The organism is Pullulanibacillus sp. KACC 23026, assembly GCF_029094525.1.
In the GTDB taxonomy this organism is placed as follows: domain Bacteria; phylum Bacillota; class Bacilli; order Bacillales; family Sporolactobacillaceae; genus KACC-23026.
On sequence record NZ_CP119107.1, the window covers coordinates 1423097 to 1437452 of the forward strand.

Sequence of the window (14356 nt, forward strand, 5' to 3'; positions counted from 1 at the left end):
ATTTGCTCCCTTTCAACAAAAAGGGAGTAAAACAATGTATAAATTCGACCAAATACCAATTGAATTAAAAAATACTCCTCATTGGATCTTATGGCGGTCTGAAAAACGTGATGGTAAGCCTACAAAGGTTCCGTATCAAATAACTGGGGAAATGGCTCAGAGTAATAATAAGCGCACCTGGTCCACTTTCCCCACAATCATAAAGTTTTATGAGCAAGGCGGTTATGACGGAATTGGATTTATGTTCTCCAAAGATGATCCCTTTGTTGGAGTGGACATTGACCACTGTGTAAGCGAAGGAGCACTCAGCGAATTAGCTGAAGATGCGATTGAGATCATGCAGAGCTATACGGAATACAGTCCTAGCGGCGAGGGAATCCACATCATTGCAAAAGGTAAGCTGCCACTAAAGGGGCCGGGAACAGGCCGTAAGAATCCTTCAATAGGATTAGAAGTTTATCGACATGGCCGATACTTTACTTTCACCGGGGACTGCTTAGATAATGTTCCAGTCGAAGAACGGACGGATGCCTTACACAGTCTTTTTGATAAGTATCTTAAGGAAAAAGAAAAGCCAGCTTCTAAATCTAGAGCTCTTGTTGCTGATCAAGAAGACCTTAGCAATCTTTCAAACTCTCAATTATGGGACAAGATGTTTCAAAGCAAAAACGGTGGGACCATAAAGAATCTTTTCGATGGGATATTAATCAATGGTGACCACTCAGCTTCAGATATGGCCCTGTGTAACCATTTGGCTTTCTGGACAGACAAAGATGCAGTCAAAATGGATACCATGTTCCGCGAATCAGGTCTTATAAGAGACAAATGGGATAAAAGACATTCTTCAGATGGCCGAACATATGGGCAAATGACAATTGAGACGGCCATCCATTCAACCTCTTCAACAATTTCAGATTTTGAACCACAACATCAAGAAAGACCATATGAAATTTACTTCTCAGATGAACAAGGAATTGAAGATACAGAAGAAATTATTGATAAACCGCCGGCGTTTCATTTAACCGAACTAGGAAACGCTGAACGAATTGCTTACTACCATGGTGAAGATATCAAGTATTGTAACGAACTTGAATGGCTCATATGGAATGGTAAGCAGTGGCAGGAAGACAGCAAGCGGAAAATTGAAGCATTAGCAGCTCAAACTCTCAGAGGATTATACGCTGAATCAAAAGCTGAAGAGGATAAATACCGCGCAAAACAGCTTTATGATTGGGCAAAGAAATGTGAGAGGCGGGCCATAAGGATAAACAGCATTCTTGATGTAAGACCAATGGTTTCAGTTAAGAAAAAAGACTTTGATTCACACAAGTTTCTTTTCAACTGCGAAAATGGAGTGATTGATTTAAAAACTGGCGAGTTGAAAAAACATGATCGAGACTTGCTGCTTACTAAGATATCTCCAGTACCATATAAAAAAGATACTAAATGTCCGAATTGGTTATCGTTCTTAGAAAGTATTTTTCTCACTTTGGATGGTAAGCCGGATCATGAGTTGATCACCTTCTTGCAAAAGGCTATTGGCTATTCGTTGACCGGTGTCACGAAAGAGCAAGTCATGTTCTTCTTATTCGGTAATGGACGGAATGGTAAGTCAACATTCATTAACACCATCCAGGACCTACTTGGAGAGTATGGCCGGCAGACAAATAGCGATACATTTCTAAAAAAACGAAATGATAGCGGGATCAACAACGATGTGGCCAGATTGGATGGCGCTCGGTTTGTGTCAGCTGTGGAGAGTGAAGAGGGGCAGCAGTTATCAGAGGCATTGGTTAAGCAAATAACCGGTGGAGAAAAGATGTCGGCGCGATTCCTTCGCCAAGAATATTTCGAATTTACACCTGAGTTTAAAGTTTTCTTCACGACAAACCATAAGCCGATCATCAAAGGTTCGGATGAGGGTATCTGGAGACGTATTAAGCTAATTCCATTCACTGTGACGATACCTGAAGACAAAATCGATTATGATCTTCCCGAGAAATTGAAAAGCGAAATGCCGGGGATCCTTAACTGGGCTGTGGAAGGCTGCCTGAAGTGGCAACGTGAGGGATTAGGAGAATCGAAAACAGTCAAAACAGCAACGGAAGATTATCGCCAGGATATGGATATATTAGGTCCATTCATTGAAGAAAATTGCACTATTCATCCAGAAGCAAAAATAGAAGCTAAATCACTTTATGAGAACTATTCAAATTGGGCTTATCAAAACAATGAAATGGAATTAAAAAATCGCGCCTTTTATCGCCAATTAGAAATTAGAGGATTTAAAAAAGATAGAGGAGCAAAAAACAAGCCTACTATTTTTGGGATTACATTAAATGAATTTTCGGGTTCGAGTTTATTTTTAACTGATGAAGAAGAAAAAACTAAAGTAACTTCCATTAATAGGAAAAAACTTTAAAATGGGTTACTTTTGGGTTACTTTTTAGATTTTTAGTAACCCTCAAAAAACATTGATATACCAAGGGTTTAAGACTATGGGTTACTAAAGGTTACTGAATTTCCTATAACACCCTTTGTGAAAAATAAATAAAAAAAAAATATATATATATATAGGGCTCTAATAGGAAAATAGGTAACATTAAGTAACCCAAGGGGTAAAAAACAGCCGAAACCCTTGATACGACTGGGTTTGAGGTGGGTTACTTATTGATTTTAAAAAGTAACCCTTAGTAACCCAATGAGAGGTGATAGATTTGCACCCAAAACAAATATGTGACGACATGGCTGGTCGTGGATCGCCAATCAACTTAGAAAATGGAGAGTTGTACATAGACAATCCAGACAACATTGACCCGATTGTTTTAGATTTTGTGAAAAGCTACAAAGCTAGGATTATTAAATATTTAAAAGGTGAGTATTCAGTCAAAGAACACGCTGTTAAATCGACAATAGATAAAATTATTTCCTTCATGGCACTAAAAGAAGATAACAAAGTCATTAATGATTGGCTTAGTACTGATCAAGAGTCGCTCAACATGATTATGCAGCTACTTGAAATGTGCTGGGAAAATGGATGGACAAACTTTAGTGATCCAATATCAAACTATGAAAATAGTGAGACGGATATGCTATGCCAAACCATTTTTGACCGCACTATGACTCATTTTAAGAAAGGAGTTAAACAGCATGCGTGAGATAAAGTTTCGATATGTATTGGAACACGAAGAAACAGGAGAAAGAATTATTGAGATTTTACCCTTGTTCAAAATTGAACTCAACCATGATAATTGGGAAATTATCAATAATTCAGTTCTATTTAATGCGTTTTGTATTATCGGCAGAGATCAATATACAGGTCTTAAAGACAAGAATGGTAAGGAGATTTTTGAAGGGGATGTTTTGGAGTATAAGACCTATGCAAATTTCCATGAAATAAAAACTGGAATGGTTGATTTTGTGGATGATAAAGGTGGTTATAAGTTAATTAACAAACAATCAAAATTACATCATGCTTTTGACAAATACATTTGCGTTGATTCTGAAGTAATCGGAAACATCTACGAAAACCATGATCTATTGGAGTCCTAATCATGAATGCTTTAAATTTCCGATACACAGATAAAGAACTCAAGACAATCCTTGATAGTTTGATCATTATTATCGACACTAGGGAAAAAGGTCATTCAGTAATCACGGAATATCTACGTTTTAAGAATATACCGTTTAAATTCCAAAAGTTAAACACTGGTGACTACAGTGCTATGTTACCAGCTAATCCGGAATTGGGGATTATCAGAGATACTTATTTCAATATCGTTATTGAAAGAAAAAATAGCATAGATGAATTTGCTCAAAACACCAAAGAAGATCGATTTGAGAATGAATTGATCAGAAGTCATGGAATGAACTTTCTTTTAGTCATTGAAGACACTTATGAAAATCTAATTAATGGTAAATACAGAAGCAAATATGACCCTAAGGCTTTGCTTGGCAGATTAAAGACGTTCGAAGCGAGGTATAACTTCAATACCGTTTTTATGGAAAGAAAGCTTATGGGGAACTTTGTTTACCATCATTTATATTATCAAGTTAGAAATGTGTTGAAAGGTAAATAAACATTTGACAAATATTGTGACGTAAGGGGTGAACTGAAATGGATATAAATACTTTTGAAAAAGCAATTAGATTAAAGTCTTTGATTGATGGCGAGGAAAGGAATATTAAAGGATGGGAGGAGTTGTTTAAAGCTGAAGAAATAACGATTACTTCTGCTACAAAACCTCAAAATATGTATCTCACAGGAGATAAAAAGGAGAAAGTGAAAGAAATAATCATTAGTGAAAATAAACAAAGATTGGCTAAATATAAGCATGAATTTGAAAATCTTTAATGAACATTACGAGGAAATAATCCATTAAACAATAAAAGGAGCCAATATAATGTCAGATATTAAATTAAATGTTTTGTTCAAGAAAATGCAAAAGGACGACAAAAAAGAGGTTTTAATGTTCCATATTTTAAGCGATGAGCTTCCACATGCTGATGAATTGTTGCAAATGCCTGGTACTATTACGGTTTTAAAAATTGAGGATAGCGAAACTGAAGAATTTGGCGCTGAGTTTGTATCCATTCAACGCGACAATAAGAAAACAGTTTTAAAGTTTAATATAAATCGGTCTGATGACAAGGTTAATAAGCTTTATCCGTTTGCCGGAAGTAACGTAAATCTTAGTCTCAAGCCGTCTCAAATGACTATCGATGAATTTTATGAAGAAGGTCATGAAGGGATTGCATACAATGTCGGTTCTGATGGAACGGTCCATTTAGATCCTAACCAGCTTTCTTTTGATGATGAAGTTGAGCCACCTGAGGAAGATGAGTTTGTGGAAGAAGAAACAAAGCTTCAGAGGGTCAAATAATTAATTTGCAAAAGTAAAAGTTACCAACAAGTTACCAGCAAGTTAAATCCCCAAGGGGTGATGTAATGAGCTTTGAATTACCCGAGTTAGACCGTAAAGCAACACAGTCAAAGGTTGAGGAACATCTTGAACGGTACCGGCTTTTTAAATACTTAACTTTTGAGGAACGTGAAACATCGATAACAGCCAGCAGTGAAATTAGATATCATGGTCCAACAAATCAAACGAGTGATCAGACAGGCTCAATTGCCATTTACAATGTGGACGAGTTGGCTAAGAGAAAGCAGTTTTGTGATCGCGTTGAATGGGCTGTGAAACGATTGCCTAAGATGGAACGCTTTCTTATCGAATCTCGTTATATGTGTGAGGATGCTGAATACATCACAGATTTTGCAGTTTATTATCACAGATTCCAGCCGCCTATTTCTATAAAAACGTATGCCAAGGTGAGATGGAAGGCATTTTATAAATTGGCTTTAAACTTGAATATTGCAGTAACAAAAAACGAAGTAACCAATTGAATAGGGGGGAGCTGATTAGCTTCCCTTTTATTTTAAGGAGTGATTAGGAGGCGTGGATGCATTATTTGATGATATTGAACAACTAGCAAATATTCTACGAACCATAGTCAATGAAACTCCTAAATTGTACGAGCAAAACAAACAATCTATTGACCAGTTAGAAAAAGAAATCATGGACATTGAACACGTTATTGAATTAACAACTTTCAACGCGTCAAAAGGTTTCTTTCTTGCAAAGGATATTCAAACCGCAAGAAAAAATAGACGAGAATTAAAAGATAATAACGAATTGCTGCACCCGTTAGTTGAGGTTGTTTCCAGAATGAGGACTTTTCAAAATGACCTAAATAAAGCAATTGGTGAAATAAGAAAGATTAAAAATAGACACGTTAATAGGCAATACAAAATGAGGGTCCGTGATGATCTTCAGGAATTAGTCAGGGAGTGACAGTGTGAAATTTGATTTGTCAGGATTAGCAAGAATGAAAGTTATTCAAGATATTCATTTTGAACGTTCTCGTCAGGATCGATTACACCCGGAAGAATTGGATCTAAAAATGAGATTCATAACCATTTTTGAAGAACTTGGCGAAGTGGCTGAAGCTATGCAAGAAGATGACATGGAATCTGTTTACCGGGAGTTAATTGATTCAGCAGCCTCTTGTGTAAGGATGGCTGAGGAAGTATTGAAAAGGGGGATCTGAATTGGATAAACCTGAATACGGTCCATGCGCCTGGTGTGGAGTTAACTATGTCCATGTTGATGATATTTACTGTTGCAAAGAGTGTTATGAAAACGACTTAAAGGCTAATCATGAAGGACGTTATGAATTTACAGGTGAATCTCATGAAATGTCCAGTATGTGATACAAAAATGAAGGTTACAGACTCCTGGTACGATTATAAAGTGCACAGATCAAGAAGATGTCCGGAGTGTTTGACAGAATTTAAAACCGTTGAAGTTATCGTTATGGATAGTGTTGATCCATACCTTAAAAAACATGTTTTGAAAAATATGAGTAAAACGGAGTAGATCAACATTGTGAAACAAAGGAGGTAAATTCAATGGGTAAATATCAATATATTCCGATGGGTATAAAATCTAAAAAAATTTGGGAGATAGAAGTCAAAGAGGAAAGATTAAAAGTTCTATTAGGTGCTATCAAACGTTGGGAAAAAGCTGGATTAGAAATTCCAAGCGAATGGGACAACGAATATTTAGATTTAACTCTTGACCTTGAATTATACAAGAAGTGAAATGACTCATATTGCGACACAGAAAGGGTGATCTTTTTGCCGAAATTTCCGAGTATAAAAATTCCTTTGCTTTCCGATTTATGCCATTACTGTATGGGGAGTGGAAGGCTGAAAGCTATGCAGAGGGATAAATTGATTAATTCAAATAAGACTATAAGAGTGCAAGACACAGAGATCAAATGCCCACATTGTAATGGTACAGGTAGGCATTAAAGGATAAACAATACGAGGACGTTGGACTATACCCATATTGTGTAGTTTTTAGATGTGACAAACGAATTTTCATCAATGGAGGTATGAAAATGGATATTATTTCAAGATGTATCTTTTGACCATATAAAACCATTGGTTCCTAAATCAATCCTAAATTTTTCCCAAAAGAATCCGAAAAATATCCGAATAAAGTCGTGTTGTTTGGTTGTATACATGGTAAATTTATATCATCGAGAATAAAGCAAAGGGACATTCACTTAGGTGGGTGTCTTTTTTTATTTACAATTAAAGGATTTTGTCTCCTTTTGCCGAATTAAGTAGGTGGAAGGAGGTGGAAAACGATGAGCGTAGAAGAAAGATTGGATTTTCTTGAATTTAGACAAGAATTACTATTTGAAAACAGTGACTACTCAAGATTGTTATTTGAATATAGAATTACTAGAAATCAGTCTAGAGCAATTGCTGATGTTTTTGATGAATTCAGAAGTATGATTGAAAACGGAGAAAGAGTACATCATGGTTCATTTGAACAAAGAATTTATGACGAAGTACCACAATATAGTGGAAATTATCATTTTGTTGAGGCTCTTTCACAAGAAAATCATAGAACTGGTCATTGGGAAGAAGTGTTTGAAACTTTATATGGTGATATGCCAAAGTTTCAGACATATATGAACTCTATTTAAACGAAAAGGCATCCTTCGGGGTGTCTTTTTATTTTTCCTAAAAGAGGTGACGCTGCTTGATACTTACAAACGTCATAAGGGTGCGATAAGGAGGAAGTAATCAATGCCAAGATACTCATTCAAATGTATGGATTGTGAATCTTATATTCTAAGTAATAGTCATAGTGATGGGGTGCATTGTCCTGGGTGTGGTGGACCAATTGTTCCGGTTCCATATGCTGAACTAAATTTTAAAAAGAAATATAAATCGCTGTTTGCTTGTACGTCATGTAATCATTCAGAAACATTAACATCGGATAACAAAGCTGAACTTACTGGCGAAAAGGAATGTCCTAAGTGTAAAGGTAAATTTGTTGATCGCTGGTATCTAGGTAAGCATGAATTAAATATGATTGATCCAATGAAACATGATCTTGTTATCACTTGTGATTCTTCACATAAGATTGCAGTTTGGAAAGATGGAAAGATGCTAACTGGTGTTACATCAATATTGTTTGATGCAGCACTTAATGTTAAAGCACCTGAATTAAAGATAACTCAATTTATTCTGGGTGATGAGGTTAATGCTTAAGAGTTGCACCTTTTGTGGAAGGATCCACGACCGAACCTATCAGTGTCCAAGTAAGCCAATGGATAATCGCAAGCGTGAACGAAATAGCCAGGCAGATACCCTACGTAATACGAAAGCATGGCGAAAGAAGTCAAAAGAAATTCGTAAACGGGACAAGGGATTGTGTCAGATATGCATTCGTAATCTCTATCACACTACGAATCAATATACCTTCGATACTATCGAGGTACATCACATCATCCCTTTGTCTGAAGGTGGTTCATTGCTCTCAAATCATAATTTAATTTCATTATGCAAATTCCACCATAATTTAAGTGAGGCTGGGGGTGAAATTTCAAGGGCCACCCAGCTGAAAATTGCACGCGAACAGGAAGAAAAAAATTCTTTGTCGGTGTGAGGGCGGCGCTCATCCACAGACACTGAAAAATTTTTGAACGTTTTTCGCGCGCATCGGCATGGGGCAAATTTTGTCGAAAAATAGGCCGTTTCATCCCCCCGGGGTTCAAAAATGAATTCAGGCATATTCTTGGACACCCCACACTGCCCAACAATTAAATAAAATTTCCCGTAATGAAAAATTGGGAGGTAATGGTATGAAAACTATGTATGGACAATCTACTAGGTTAAGACGATTGTTTTACTTAGTATTGCGTGATGTTGGAGTATATAAGGCGTGCAATGTCATTTTAAATCCATTTTCTAAATAAACCATTGGGTTTTTTAAACATTACATAAGAGGGGAGGGGTAATAGTGGTCAGACCTACTAAGAGTGTAAAAACCCTAAGTAAAAACCTAACAAAAGAAGAAATAATGATACGTGAGGAAACGGAGAAGAAGCTCAAGGGGGCAGATGACAATATTACGCCTCCTAAACATTTGAATGCACGACAAAAGAAATTGTTCCTCTATATTGTGGAGGAGCTGCAGGCAAGTGGTATTCTTGGTAACTTGGACGTTTATATTTTAGGCACCTGTGCGATTGCTATCGATCGACTGCAGCAGATCGAGAAGATGATCAACAAGGATCCCGAAAAGCTGTTTGATGCCAATGTTATGAGGGCCCGCGACAAATACACAAAAGACTTTTTCCGTTGTTGTAATGAATTAAGCCTATCCCCGCAGAGCCGGGCTAAGCTAGGTAACATTAACTACCAGGTGAAAGCCAAAGAAGAGGATCCACTCTTGAAAGTTGTTCGCGGTGGTAAGAAATGATTTTGGAAAAGGCTATAAAATATGCGGAGAAAGTAGCAGCTGGTAAAGAGATCACGACGAAAGAAGTCATTATCCAATGCACCTGGTTTCTGAAGGATTTGGAACGGCAGCAGGATGATAACTTTTCCTATTACTTTGATGAAGATGAGATTGAAAGAATTGAAGGTATATTGGAATTACTCAACTTTGCCACAGGTTTGGGCATTGTTGGTATGTCCATTTTAGAAGGTCTGGAAGGATTCCAGGCTTTTTTTCTTGTGAACATTTTTGGATGGCGTTTCAAAGATGATCCGGAGAAGTTCAGGTACCGTGATGTGACTTTGTTCATCCCACGTAAAAATGCTAAAACATTCATTTGTGCATTGATCTTGATTATCCTGATGCTGACAGAGGCTGATTACTCGGAATTCTATTCGATCTGTTTGGACCGGGAGCTTGCCGGTGAAGTTAAAAAGGCCATGACTCAAATTCTTGTGGCCAGTCCAGCAGTCGGTAAGTATTTTGTGGTTCCTAAGACACTTAACGGCCGCATCGTGTGTAAGCTCACCAACAGCTTCTTCCAGGCACGAACAGCAGAAGCCAACAAGAACAACTCAATCCGTCCATCTGCCTTTATCGCGGATGAAGTTGGGGCCTTTAAAGACTATAAGAACCTTAACGCCATGAAATCAGGTCAGTTGAACGTTAAAAACCCTTTGCGCTTTAAGTTAACGACGGCCTACGCAGAGGACAAGTCTATCATGTTGGAAGAGCTCGACTACATCAAGAAAGTATTTGCTGGTTTAATTGATGACGATCGAATGTTTGCGCTGCTGTACTATGCCGAAAAAGAACATCTTTGGGATGATACAGGGTTATACCAGGCTAATCCATTACGTATTGAAGATAACTTTAATGAAATACGTGATAGCCGTAAAACGGCAATTGAAAAGCCTGCAGAACGCGAGGAATATCTGTGTAAGCATATGAACCACTTCCTACCTTCCTTCAGCGGTGAAGCTTATATCAATGTTGAGGACCTGAGAAAATGTAAGATTGATAGTTTTGATTGGTCCGGCCGCCAGGTGTGGGTGGGTTTGGACTTGGCCATGACTAATGACAATTGCTCTTACTCTATGGTTACTGAAGAAGATTTAGAAATTTATGCTGAATCATTCGCGTTTGTTCCAGAGGAACGGATACCGGAGAAAAACCGTAACGAAAAGATTAATTATCATGAATTCATTGAATCTGGTAAGTGTTTTAAGTGCGGTGATATGACGGTAGATTATGGCTTTATTGAGGACATGATACTGGCTATTGAAGAAAAGCATGATGTGGTAGTTATGGGCATAGCTTACGACCGGTATAACTGTCTATCTTCAGCTCAGCGTTTTGAACGAGAAGGCTTGAGAACGGTTGAAGTTAAGCAGCATTCAAGCGTTCTTCATCCGGCCACAAAGCTATTGAAAGAGAAGATATTAAACCAGGAATTTCATTACACTGAAAATAAGCTTCTGGAGATTAATTTTCAAAATGCTAAATGTACTGAGGACACTAATAAAAACCTTTATGTAAACAAGAAAAAGTCTAATGGGAAAGTGGATATGGTGGTTAGCTTGATCAACGCTATTTATCTGCTTCAGCAAGATGTTATTTTCAATCCTGATGAAGATTGGGGTGCGGTGGTTATCTAATACAGAAAGGGGGTGGTAAATTGGCATGGTGGAACAGGAAGAAACTTAGGCAGGAAATTCGTGATGCCACATTAACGTTAGAGTCGTTACTGCTCAGCACAAGTAATGGTTCTACCATATCAAAAGAACAAGCCATGACGATTCCTGCCTTTAATTCCGGAATTGATCTTATCTCAGATATTGTGGCTAGCATTCCAATCAAGCTATATAAAAAAGATGGAAATAAGGTTCAGTGTGTGGATGATGATCCAAGGGTTGAATTGTTGAACGTGACGACTGGTGATACTTTGGATGGTTTCCAAATGAAGAAAGCTTTTATTGAGGACCATTTCGTTTATGGAGCAGGCTACATTTATAAAAATATGGTGCGAAATAATTTCAAGTCACTACACTATGTCTCCAATCCACAAGTTGGGGTTGCTCTTGTTAATCCCGATCCTATTTTTAAAAAGCTTGAGTTTGTTATTTATGGGAATGTATATCAAGATTATCAACTTATTAAGCTTACTCGGAAAACTAGGGATGGTGTTACGGGTATAGGTCTACTCCAAGAGGCTAATAAGCTTCTTTCTGTGGCTTATAACACGCTTGTCTTTGAAGATATGTTGGTAAGTGCGGGTGGCAATAAAAAAGGTTTCCTCAAGTCGGCAAGTAGACTATCTAAGGATGCAATAACCGAATTAAAAACAGCATTAACTAACTTTTATGCTAACAATGGCAGTAATTTTATGGTTTTGAATAATGGTCTAGATTTTCAAGAGGCCAATAATTCATCTGTGGAAATGCAGATCAATCAGAACAAAATAACCAACAATGAGGAAATTAGCAAACTACTTAAAATCCCTGTTGAATTACTTAATGGTAAAGCAACCGGGGGCAATGAAATATTATTTGAAAGCACTGTAAAGATTGCTATTTCACCAATTTTAAAGGCATTTGAGACCGCGTTAAACAAAGATTTCCTTCTTGAAAAAGAAAAGGGGTCTTTTTATTTTGCCGGAGATACAACAGAGCTAGTTAAAGCGGATATTCTCAAGCGATTCCAGGCTTATCAGTTGGCTATTGATAGCGGAATCTTACAGGTTGATGAAATTCGCGGAAAAGAAGGTTATGAGCCACTTGGTCTTGAGTTTATCAAGCTTGGTTTACAGGATGTTCTCTACAACCCTATTACTAAGGAAATTTACACGCCTAATACCAACAAGATGGCGAAGATGGGTCAAGATAACATCCCTGAACCTGTGCCTGTCGTTGGAGAGAGTCCAAAGACAGGGGTTGAAAATAACCAAGATGAAGGGGGTGAGACGAATGCGAATAGAGATCCGGGGGAATCAGGTCCTTCTTGATGGTTATGTCAACGCTGTTGGTAGAGAAAGTAGGATTTTACCTAGTCAAAGAGGACCGTTTAAGGAGCAAGTTGTACCAGGAACATTTCAAAAGGCTTTAGATAAGACCGACAATGTAGACTTGCTTTTCAATCACTTGGAAAGCAGAAAATTAGGAAGCACAAGTGAGGGAAACCTTCAATTATTTGAAGATAATATCGGACTACGTGCAATAGCTAAGGTTTTTGATGAGGAAATTATTAATAAAGCAAAAAATGGCGAGCTTAGAGGTTGGTCATTTTCTTTTGCAGACAATAACCAGAACTGGAAAGAGAACGAAGATGGTATTTATCGACGTTTTCTAGATGATATTGACCTTTTTGAAGTGTCTATATTGGACAAGACTCCAGCCTATGTTGCTACTTCCATTGAAGCTCGCGGAGAAGAACATGTCATAAAAGAAAACCGGGGATATGAGAACAAAGCATTGACTGAGGATTTGACCCCTAAAGAAGATGAAGTCCGAGAAGTTGACTATTCCCTTTATGAAAAGGAAATAGAATTTATAAAATTGAGAGGCGGTCATTAAATGACACAATTGCTTAAGGATTTTTTAGCAAACAAGAAAATTGAGTATCGTTCTGTAGCAAAAGCATTAGTGGAGCAGCGGAATGATCTCGTGGAAGAAATGGATGGCATATTAAATAAAGCTAAAGGGGAAAATCGAGCATTAGAAGATGCTGAAAGTACCCGGTTTGAGGAAATTAGATCTGAAATTGCTAAGATTGATAAAACCCTAAAAGCTGAGGAAGATTTCAGCGGGTTTGAAAAACGAGAAATAAAAAAACCCGAAACCGAAGAAGAGAAGCGTGCTGCCGAAGTTGAAAAAGAGGAGCGCGCTTTTGTCGACTTTGTAAGAGGTATTGCTGAAGGTCGTGCGACATTATCAGCTGGTGCTCAAGGTGTAATCATCCCTCAAACAATTGCCAATCGTATCATTGATACGGTAAAAAACATGTCTCCAATCATTTCCAAGGCTACTATTTGGGAAGTCAATGGTGACTTAATCATTCCATCTTATGATTACACGCAACACCTGCCAGCCGGCTACTATACCGAACTAGCAACAATGGCCGGACAAGCTGCAAACTTCGGGACTATTAAACTCAGTAACCTAATCGTTACGTCTCTTGCTCTAATTTCAAAGTCCTTAATCAACCGTACAGATGTTGATATTGTTCCGTTTATTGTCAATGAAATCTCTAAAGCTATGACTCTATTCTTGGAGAAAGAATTGCTTAACAACGCAAACAGTTCTGCTGGAAGTGGAGCTGCTAAACTAGGTGGACTCGCAAACGCGTCTCTTGTTATTAATGGCGATATTACTCAAGTCATTGATTCTGCTGAGTTAGTCAAGATGCAATTAACTATCCCACAAGTTTATCAGTCAGGTGCAGCCTGGATTATGCACCCTCAAACACTTGCATACATCCAATCTCTAAAATCTACAACAGGTAAGTTCTTGATGGGTAACACACTATCTGAAGATGGACTCTATACTCTTCTTGGAAAGCCGGTTTACGTGTCTGACCAAATGCCTCAAATGGGCGTTGGGGCAAACGAGATATTCTATGGCGATCTTAGCGGTTTGCACATTAAGATGACCAAAGGATTGCAAATGCAAGTTCTTAACGAACGTTTTGCTGATCAATATGCGGTTGGTGTGGTTGCTGCATTTGAATGTGACTCTGCCATTGTTGAACCACAAAAAATAATTAAATACGTTGGTAAGTAATGAGGGGGATAATATCCCTCTCTATTTTTATAAAATGAGGTGAAAATCAAGTGAAAATTAAGGCTCTTAAAGGGTTCCACAGCGCCATTGTCAGTATGGAAAAAGATGAGGTTAGAGAGATCGAACTTGACGAGTACACTTTCGAGAATTGGTCCGAAAATGGACTTGTTGAAGAAGTAAAGACCGTGAGTAAAACAAAATAAGAAGAGGTGAAAG

Annotated in this window: 21 protein-coding genes; all 21 read left to right on the forward strand. The window is 37.8% G+C overall.

The window, feature by feature from the left end:
• Positions 1–34 precede the first annotated feature (34 nt).
• The 21 genes from PU629_RS06325 to PU629_RS06420 all read left to right on the forward strand — a co-directional run bounded on the left by PU629_RS06325 (position 35) and on the right by PU629_RS06420 (position 14343).
• Positions 35–2422 carry a phage/plasmid primase, P4 family gene (locus PU629_RS06325; protein WP_275283443.1) on the forward strand — a complete coding sequence of 796 codons (2388 nt, stop codon included), beginning with the start codon at positions 35–37 and terminating at the stop codon, positions 2420–2422.
• 295 nt (positions 2423–2717) lie between these two features.
• Positions 2718–3158 (forward strand): hypothetical protein, encoded by a 441-nt coding sequence (locus PU629_RS06330; protein ID WP_275283444.1) that lies wholly within the window; start codon positions 2718–2720, stop codon positions 3156–3158.
• Positions 3151–3552 (forward strand): YopX family protein, encoded by a 402-nt coding sequence (locus PU629_RS06335; protein WP_275283445.1) that lies wholly within the window; start codon positions 3151–3153, stop codon positions 3550–3552. Before PU629_RS06330 ends, PU629_RS06335 begins: the two co-directional genes overlap by 8 nt.
• 2 nt (positions 3553–3554) lie before the next feature.
• Positions 3555–4079 carry an ERCC4 domain-containing protein gene (locus tag PU629_RS06340; RefSeq protein ID WP_275283446.1) on the forward strand — a complete coding sequence of 175 codons (525 nt, stop codon included), beginning with the start codon at positions 3555–3557 and terminating at the stop codon, positions 4077–4079.
• Positions 4080–4117: 38 nt separating this feature from the next.
• Positions 4118–4354, forward strand: a complete 237-nt coding sequence (locus tag PU629_RS06345; protein ID WP_275283447.1) for a hypothetical protein — start codon at positions 4118–4120, stop codon at positions 4352–4354.
• A gap of 49 nt (positions 4355–4403) precedes the next feature.
• Positions 4404–4883 carry a hypothetical protein gene (locus PU629_RS06350; RefSeq protein WP_275283448.1) on the forward strand — a complete coding sequence of 160 codons (480 nt, stop codon included), beginning with the start codon at positions 4404–4406 and terminating at the stop codon, positions 4881–4883.
• 65 nt (positions 4884–4948) lie between these two features.
• Positions 4949–5404, forward strand: coding sequence for an ArpU family phage packaging/lysis transcriptional regulator (locus PU629_RS06355; protein ID WP_275283449.1), 456 nt, complete (start codon positions 4949–4951; stop codon positions 5402–5404).
• A 52-nt stretch (positions 5405–5456) separates the two neighbouring features.
• A complete protein-coding gene (locus PU629_RS06360; RefSeq protein WP_275283450.1) occupies positions 5457–5852 on the forward strand; it encodes a hypothetical protein in 396 nt (131 codons plus the stop codon).
• 4 nt (positions 5853–5856) lie between these two features.
• Complete coding sequence (locus PU629_RS06365) at positions 5857–6108, forward strand: nucleoside triphosphate pyrophosphohydrolase family protein (RefSeq protein ID WP_275283451.1); 252 nt, start codon at positions 5857–5859, stop codon at positions 6106–6108.
• Position 6109: 1 nt separating this feature from the next.
• Positions 6110–6271: a hypothetical protein gene (locus PU629_RS06370; RefSeq protein ID WP_275283452.1), complete on the forward strand. Its 162-nt coding sequence runs from the start codon at positions 6110–6112 to the stop codon at positions 6269–6271.
• A 7-nt stretch (positions 6272–6278) separates the two neighbouring features.
• Positions 6279–6437, forward strand: a complete 159-nt coding sequence (locus tag PU629_RS22555; protein ID WP_481900482.1) for a hypothetical protein — start codon at positions 6279–6281, stop codon at positions 6435–6437.
• Between the two features lie 32 nt (positions 6438–6469).
• On the forward strand, positions 6470–6661 hold the full coding sequence (locus PU629_RS06375) for a hypothetical protein (RefSeq protein WP_275283453.1): 192 nt from the start codon (positions 6470–6472) through the stop codon (positions 6659–6661).
• Between the two features lie 554 nt (positions 6662–7215).
• Positions 7216–7560, forward strand: a complete 345-nt coding sequence (locus tag PU629_RS06380) for a DUF1878 domain-containing protein (RefSeq protein WP_275283454.1) — start codon at positions 7216–7218, stop codon at positions 7558–7560.
• Between the two features lie 103 nt (positions 7561–7663).
• A complete protein-coding gene (locus PU629_RS06385) occupies positions 7664–8131 on the forward strand; it encodes an FmdB family zinc ribbon protein (RefSeq protein ID WP_275283455.1) in 468 nt (155 codons plus the stop codon).
• A gap of 58 nt (positions 8132–8189) precedes the next feature.
• The gene (locus PU629_RS06390; RefSeq protein ID WP_275283456.1) at positions 8190–8528 is read left to right on the forward strand and encodes an HNH endonuclease; all 339 of its coding nucleotides are present in this window, start codon (positions 8190–8192) and stop codon (positions 8526–8528) included.
• Between the two features lie 354 nt (positions 8529–8882).
• Positions 8883–9344, forward strand: coding sequence for a phage terminase small subunit P27 family (locus PU629_RS06395; protein WP_275283457.1), 462 nt, complete (start codon positions 8883–8885; stop codon positions 9342–9344).
• Positions 9341–11020: a terminase large subunit gene (locus tag PU629_RS06400; RefSeq protein ID WP_275283458.1), complete on the forward strand. Its 1680-nt coding sequence runs from the start codon at positions 9341–9343 to the stop codon at positions 11018–11020. The genes PU629_RS06395 and PU629_RS06400 overlap by 4 nt, the downstream gene beginning before the upstream one ends.
• A gap of 20 nt (positions 11021–11040) precedes the next feature.
• Positions 11041–12366, forward strand: coding sequence for a phage portal protein (locus PU629_RS06405; RefSeq protein ID WP_275283459.1), 1326 nt, complete (start codon positions 11041–11043; stop codon positions 12364–12366).
• The gene (locus PU629_RS06410; RefSeq protein ID WP_275283460.1) at positions 12329–12934 is read left to right on the forward strand and encodes an HK97 family phage prohead protease; all 606 of its coding nucleotides are present in this window, start codon (positions 12329–12331) and stop codon (positions 12932–12934) included. Before PU629_RS06405 ends, PU629_RS06410 begins: the two co-directional genes overlap by 38 nt.
• Positions 12935–14140, forward strand: a complete 1206-nt coding sequence (locus PU629_RS06415) for a phage major capsid protein (protein ID WP_275283461.1) — start codon at positions 12935–12937, stop codon at positions 14138–14140.
• A 50-nt stretch (positions 14141–14190) separates the two neighbouring features.
• Positions 14191–14343, forward strand: coding sequence for a hypothetical protein (locus tag PU629_RS06420; protein ID WP_275283462.1), 153 nt, complete (start codon positions 14191–14193; stop codon positions 14341–14343).
• The last annotated feature ends 13 nt before the right edge of the window (positions 14344–14356 follow it).